Origin of the sequence: Flaviramulus basaltis, assembly GCF_900114265.1 — a bacterium.
Lineage (GTDB): Bacteria > Bacteroidota > Bacteroidia > Flavobacteriales > Flavobacteriaceae > Flaviramulus > Flaviramulus basaltis.
In genome coordinates, this window is record NZ_FPKV01000012.1 from 1 (window position 1) to 6,348 (window position 6,348).

Annotated in this window: 8 protein-coding genes; all 8 read left to right on the forward strand. The window is 30.0% G+C overall.

What is annotated here, in order from left to right; all coding sequences use genetic code 11:
• Positions 1-146: 146 nt before the first annotated feature.
• Positions 147-596 carry a hypothetical protein gene (locus tag BT151_RS18040; protein ID WP_143144349.1) on the forward strand — a complete coding sequence of 150 codons (450 nt, stop codon included), beginning with the start codon at positions 147-149 and terminating at the stop codon, positions 594-596.
• A 172-nt stretch (positions 597-768) separates the two neighbouring features.
• Positions 769-1,224, forward strand: a complete 456-nt coding sequence (locus tag BT151_RS18045; RefSeq protein WP_072403767.1) for a DUF5063 domain-containing protein — start codon at positions 769-771, stop codon at positions 1,222-1,224.
• A gap of 86 nt (positions 1,225-1,310) precedes the next feature.
• Positions 1,311-1,520: a hypothetical protein gene (locus BT151_RS18050; RefSeq protein WP_143144350.1), complete on the forward strand. Its 210-nt coding sequence runs from the start codon at positions 1,311-1,313 to the stop codon at positions 1,518-1,520.
• A gap of 197 nt (positions 1,521-1,717) precedes the next feature.
• The gene (locus BT151_RS18055; protein ID WP_072403769.1) at positions 1,718-2,383 is read left to right on the forward strand and encodes a hypothetical protein; all 666 of its coding nucleotides are present in this window, start codon (positions 1,718-1,720) and stop codon (positions 2,381-2,383) included.
• Positions 2,384-3,125: 742 nt separating this feature from the next.
• Positions 3,126-3,944 carry a DUF2726 domain-containing protein gene (locus BT151_RS18065; protein WP_072403771.1) on the forward strand — a complete coding sequence of 273 codons (819 nt, stop codon included), beginning with the start codon at positions 3,126-3,128 and terminating at the stop codon, positions 3,942-3,944.
• Between the two features lie 134 nt (positions 3,945-4,078).
• Positions 4,079-4,660 (forward strand): hypothetical protein, encoded by a 582-nt coding sequence (locus BT151_RS18070; RefSeq protein WP_072403772.1) that lies wholly within the window; start codon positions 4,079-4,081, stop codon positions 4,658-4,660.
• 160 nt (positions 4,661-4,820) lie between these two features.
• Positions 4,821-5,426: a hypothetical protein gene (locus BT151_RS18075; protein WP_084648028.1), complete on the forward strand. Its 606-nt coding sequence runs from the start codon at positions 4,821-4,823 to the stop codon at positions 5,424-5,426.
• Between the two features lie 226 nt (positions 5,427-5,652).
• Positions 5,653-6,096, forward strand: a complete 444-nt coding sequence (locus BT151_RS18080; RefSeq protein WP_143144352.1) for a hypothetical protein — start codon at positions 5,653-5,655, stop codon at positions 6,094-6,096.
• Positions 6,097-6,348 lie beyond the last annotated feature (252 nt).

The following is a 6,348-nucleotide window of genomic DNA, read 5'->3' on the forward strand; positions in this document are numbered from 1 at the left end:
CTAAACCAATGTCAGTTGCTCGTTTACTAGCTTCTGATTTTCCTTCGGAAAATCCTCGCACGCAAACACGCAACTTTCCATATACATAAACGTTGTAACCAATGCGAGAAACCGAACGAATGAAAAAAATAATCCTTCTAATAATTTTGAGTTTTACAATCAATGCGATTGCTCAAGATGGTTCTGATATTAAATATGTGGACATAAATGAAATTGACGATTCTTATATTGGAAAATTAGTTCATTTGGATTTCTATAATCGTTCTTTTGGAGCATTTAACTTGGATAAAAAAGATTTGAACGATACAATAAATATTCAACTGGAAAATAAGAATATTGAATTCAAAGAACACCGAGTTGATAACGGATTTAATAATTGGTTTTCGAAACAATATATCGAATCAATTAAGTTTATTGATGGTTATAAAATCCGAATTTCAATGTGTAAGATTAAGGAAATTAAATCGGACTCAATAAAAGTCATTTTATTTATGGAATATCGAGATAACAGTGGAAAGTTAAACTCTGAAAAACCAAACAGAATTGAATATGACTTCCCTAAAAAAATATTGACCGAAATATTGGTTCGGAATTAAAAAAGCACTGGTTACAACACCATGTATAGTTCATTGCTTAGTTTGATCAGTGCTTGTAAAATCCTGCGGATTTTAAGCCAGTCACAAGCAATTTTAGTAACTTAGTTGCGTAATAACAAAGCAACGCACCATACACAACCCGTTGTAACACATTTGACGAAACCAAGAAACATTGAGTAAATTAAAGGAATTAATAGATAGAATTGTTGAATTTGGGACAAATGAAAAACTTGAGTCCGAAAACAAAACACTCGAAATTCAAAGACTATTAGTTGGAATTTACGCTGAATATCTGAAAGTAGAAACGGAATTTGACGAAACTGATTACGAAGAACCTTTGCGTTTAGATTATGACGGAATTAGAAGTATAGTAACTGAACATTTCCCAGATTTTGGTTGGTATCATTCTGCTTGGGAAAGTCATAAGATTAACGAAGATGCTGATTTGGTTACTGAAGATTCAATCGATGATTTGACTGATATAATAAAAGACTTAATAGAAGTTCAATGGAGATTGGAAAACAACAGCGAAAAAGATGGACTTTATCAATTTGAGTTTTTAATGAAAAATCATTCTGAACAACACTTGGTAAATTTACTCAAATACTTAAAAGACAAAGACGAATAATGTTTAAACTCAAATATATATTTCTGACTTTGTTAATGTCAGTTTTAGTTTTTTTATCAACTTCATTTTTGACTGTGTTTAATCATTTGAATTCACCAATAAATAGAACAGTTGGTTACAAATCTTTAGAGATTGGTTTCCCTTTCAAATATTACGAAGAATTTATGATAGATTGTCCAAATCCAAATTACGGTTGGAATTTGAATAATTTAATTTTAGATATAATTATAACATTAATAATTGTAAGCGGAATAATGTATTTCGTGAATAAAAACGTGTTACAACAACGTGTATAATTCATTGCTTAGTTTGGTCAGTGTTTAGAAAATCCTGCGGATTTTCAGCCAGCTACATGCAATTTTAGTAACTTAGTTGCTTAAACACGCAACGCACCATACACAAGACCGTTGCCAACAATTTGAGAAGCATCAGAAATATATCGACAATTTTATTATTTCTATTATCAATTCAAGTTTTTTCACAAAAATTTAAATTGAAAATTGACTCTATTCTGAATCTGGAAATTGTAGACTTAAAGACAAGCGGAATAAAAGAAATTGGATATACAAAACTGACTTGCATAAATTATGGAATTTACTCAACTGCATATTTGCTTTGGAAAAAAGACAATTCAACATTTATACAAAAATTTAAAAACTCTGAATACAATAATAAATCATTAGAAAAATTCAAACCAATTAAAATTACTGATTCAACATTTTTTGAGTTCTATAGACAGAACAAGGAGAAATTGAATATTGAGAATATTGAGCATTTTGAATATAAACCAGACTCAATTGTCGGAAATAAAACTTACTCAAGCAGAATAACGACTTCTCATTCTTGCTTAAGACATTTTGTAATAAAATCAGACAAAGAAAATTTACATAAGCAATTTGATTATTTTGATTTAAAAGAGTTTGACCAAAAAAAAGCATATGCTTCAAAACGCAAATACACAAAAGAGGAAATTAAGAAATGGGAAGAAAGAGGCTGGGAAGGAATGGAATATGAAATAATTCACGAAAATTATCCTAAACGAAATTTAAACTTTGAGATAAATAAAGAATCAAAGATTGTGGAATGGGACAAAATTATGACTGAATTTATTGAAAAACTAGAATCCGAAAACAAATTTGAATTAATAAAAACAGAATAAAAACTGTTGGCAACAACGTGTATAAAAAATGCTTACTTTAGTGCTTAATCAAAGGCTCGTGCTATTTTGCTTTGTCCAATTTTCCTGCGGAAAATCAGCCAGTCACAAAATCGCACTTCCCATACACAAGACCGTTAGCCACAAGTTGAAAAATGAGCAGATTAACCAATAAACCACATCTGATTTTTTTACTTTCGATTCCTATAATAATCCTCTTCGGAATATTATACAGAAACGAAATGTTGGATATAAATGTTCACGATACTTATTTTGTTATTAGTCAAATCGATTTTACAATCCTGATTTCAATTCTTTTTGGAATAATCGGACTTGGGTATTGGATTATGCTAAAAGCCAACAGAAAGCTATCCAAATTGCTGAATTTGATTCACATTACGCTGACTTTCGGCGGAATTTTACTAATCTGGATTTTGTCGCAGCTTTTCCGAGAATCGATAATGGAATATGATTTTAATAATTATCTGACTTTAGCAATTTATTTAATAGCGTTGATTGCAGTTTTCGGACAAATAATTTATCCGATTAATATAATTTACGGAATTATTAAAAAAAATAAAACCAGTGGCTAACACCGTGTAAAAAACATTGCTTATTTTAGGCTAAACCAAAGGTCGTTGCTGTTTTGTTACATCTGATTTTCCTTCGGAAAATCCTCGCACACAAAACCGCAACGTTCCTTACACATAAACGTTAGCACACATAAAAACAAACAACCGTAAATATGACCGAAAATTGTCTGATTTTTTTACAAACCAAGGAATGGTTAAAGTTAAACGAACTTCTATCTGATGAAAATAACTGTAAAGAATTAGCGACCGACCCAATTTTTTCGATTTTCGAAACGAATTTGATTAACGAAGTAAGACGTTATGAAAATAATGGAGATGAAAATCTTTCGACTGTACTTGCAAGAATTTTTCAATTAAGCCAAAATTTAGAGATTTTAAAACTATCCGATAATTGTATATTAGAACTTGCCGAATATTTATTTGAAAAACATCCTTCTGAACAGTACGCAAAAGTCTTGACTGAAAATATCGATGCTCAAAATTTTCTAAAGAATAAAAATATTGAACGAACAGAAAAAATTGAGAAAACTATTCTCGCATCAAACTTGAATGTAAAAATTGGAGCTTCTGGAGAATTGGATTTTTCAAAATCAATTTTTAATTCACCACAAGAAAAAGAACTTTATTTGGCTTCGAGAAGAATATTAAAAAGCGAAATACTTTTGCCGAATATTGCTTTGAGCTCAATTATAAATTCTAAAGTTATCGAGCTACTTAAAAGACAAACTAAAACTTTTTTCTTTCAGTCAACATTAGATTTATGTATTGTAGATTCAGAAACATTCAAACCAAAGTTTTTTATTGAATTAGATAGTAGTTGGCACGACAAACCAAAACAAATCGAAAATGACAGAATGAAAGACGAGATATTTGAAAAAGCTGGAATGGAATTACATAGATTACGTAAGAAAGAAAATCGGAGTATGGAAGAAGTGTTTGAATTGTACATAACGAAAAATTACGTGTGCTAACACCGTGTATAATTAATTGCTTTGGCAAGTGCTTATTTGGAAAATTCCTCCGGAATTTTCTCTGGCAAGTATTTGTTTACTAAATTAGTTGCTTAACCACGCAACTAACCATACACAACAACGTTGCCAACAATATGAGAAAACGCAGAAATAACAATAAACGAGTTCGATTCTCGATTTTATTTCCAATACTGACAATACTCGGAATTGGAATTATTGCTGCATTGACTTCTAACTACGAAAAAAGCTGGACGTTTAATTGGAATGGAATTGAAAGCAAAATCAAGGATTCAATTAGTGTTTATGAATATCAATCCATTTCGAGCGGAATTGGAGGAAATGGACGAGCAATGCCTGAAGAAATTGAAAGTAGAAAATGGATTATGGAAAATGCAACGGAACCTGAACTTCTAAAACTTACGGAATTTCCAAACGGAAATATTAAAGCAATTGCATACGAAGGATTATTAAGAAAAAAGAATTTTGAGAATAAAACGGAACTGATTTCAAAAGCAATTAATGACACAATCTATTCTGTTTATTATCAATCTGGTTGTTTAGGAAATGAATTTGAAATTGGCGAATATTTGGTTCAAAACGTCTTAATGATAGATGACCGTATTCCTCCTTTTCGACCTGAAATAATAACTGATTTTGGACTTTCTGAATTGGAAAAACAAAAGATTTTAACTGAATTTCATAATCGGAAAAAATAAAATACTGTTGGCAACACCGTATAAAAAAAATTGCTAGTTTTAGCTAAACCAAAGTTAGTTGCTTGTTTGCTAGCTTCTGATTTTCCTTCGGAAAATCCTCGCACACAAACACGCAACTTTCCTTATACATAACCGTTGGCAGTAAGTTGAACAGACATCTATGAAAAAAATAACATTCGTACTATTATTGTTAATTCTTTGTTCTTGTAAAAATAAAAATGAGCCATATTTCATGTACGGATTACTGAATGAACAATTAGTTGAATTCAACGAAATACTTAAAGCTCAAATTTCTGAAAATCTTAAAAAAGACAAACTGACTGAAAATGAATCGGCAAAATTATACCATACTTTAACTAAAGAATACCTTATGTATTTGGATGGAATTTATTCTCAATTAATTAACAATCCGAAAATAGAAATACCTACCGATTATGAAGGAGAAATATCTAAAAAAGAATATTCAAATGACTTTTTTTTTAATGGAGAAAAATATAGTGAAAATGGAGCTAAATTCATTTCCAAAATGGAAAATTATAGGATTGAAATTTTAAAATTGGTTCGCGATAAAAATCTAGGAAAAAGAATTAATGTTACGCTAAATTCAACTGATATTACAGGCAGAAATGGAAAGATTAAATATCTCGACTATTTTTATAAAGACGCTCCATTGATAAGTGTTTTAGCTCATATAAGACAAAAAGAAAATTCAGTTATTGAAATGGAAAATGATTTTATAAAAAACATCTTGATAAATGAAAAATAAAACCTACTGCCAACAATGTATAAAAATAATGCTTAAGTTTAATCCTAAATCAAAAGGTTAGTGCTTTTTTGTTAGCTTCTGATTTTCCTTCGGAAAATCCTCGCATACAAACCCGCAACTATTCTTATACATAACCGTTAGCAAACATTTGATGAAAATCGTACTGAAAATAATATTTGTAGTTCTAATTCTAAATTTTACAGGATGCGATTTGAATAATCGTAAAATGCCTAAATTAATAGAAATTGGAAACGTAACGGAATTGGAACGAATAATTAAAACTCATACTAATCTTGCAGAACTTAATCCAGAAATTGGTCTAAAATCAATAATTGAGTTTTACGAAAAATCTGATTCGCTGACTGTTGACTCAAATGAAAATCCGATTCCTCTATACGTGACTTATGGAGTTGATAACTGGAAAATGGACCAAAAAACCTTTGAAATTACTTTTGCGAATCAAAGAATTAATCAAAATGACGGAAAACTGTATGAATATCGAATTGACTTGATTTATGAGCCGAATGATTTTATGGACGAAGAGGAATTTATGACAAAAAACAGTACTGAAATTCAAAAATTTAAAAACGAAGTAATGAATTCAAGTGGATTTAAAAAAGCAATGAAAAATCAACCGAATAGGATTATAATAATCGAAGAACAAATATAAAAACGTTTGCTAACACCGTATAAAAATAATTGCGGTTTAGTGCTAAAACAAAGGTAGTTGCGTATTTGCTACATCTGATTTTCCTTCGGAAAATCCTCGCACGCAAACCCGCAACTATTCTTATACATAAACGTTGTGTTTCATTACGAAACGTACTCCTCCATTCAATAACTTAACGCAACAAATCTAAAATTATAGATTTGTTACAATGGAAGTAAAAAAACACAAACGACTTACCTTAAAAGAAAGAGT

What these genes read in the sequence shown, in the direction of transcription:
- BT151_RS18080 (WP_143144352.1), top strand. Translation starts at nt 5,653, where the DNA reads ATGCCTAAATTAATAGAAATTGGAAACGTAACGGAATTGGAACGAATA.
- BT151_RS18075 (WP_084648028.1), top strand. Translation starts at nt 4,821, where the DNA reads ATGAAAAAAATAACATTCGTACTATTATTGTTAATTCTTTGTTCTTGT.
- BT151_RS18070 (WP_072403772.1), top strand. Translation starts at nt 4,079, where the DNA reads ATGAGAAAACGCAGAAATAACAATAAACGAGTTCGATTCTCGATTTTA.
- BT151_RS18065 (WP_072403771.1), top strand. Translation starts at nt 3,126, where the DNA reads ATGACCGAAAATTGTCTGATTTTTTTACAAACCAAGGAATGGTTAAAG.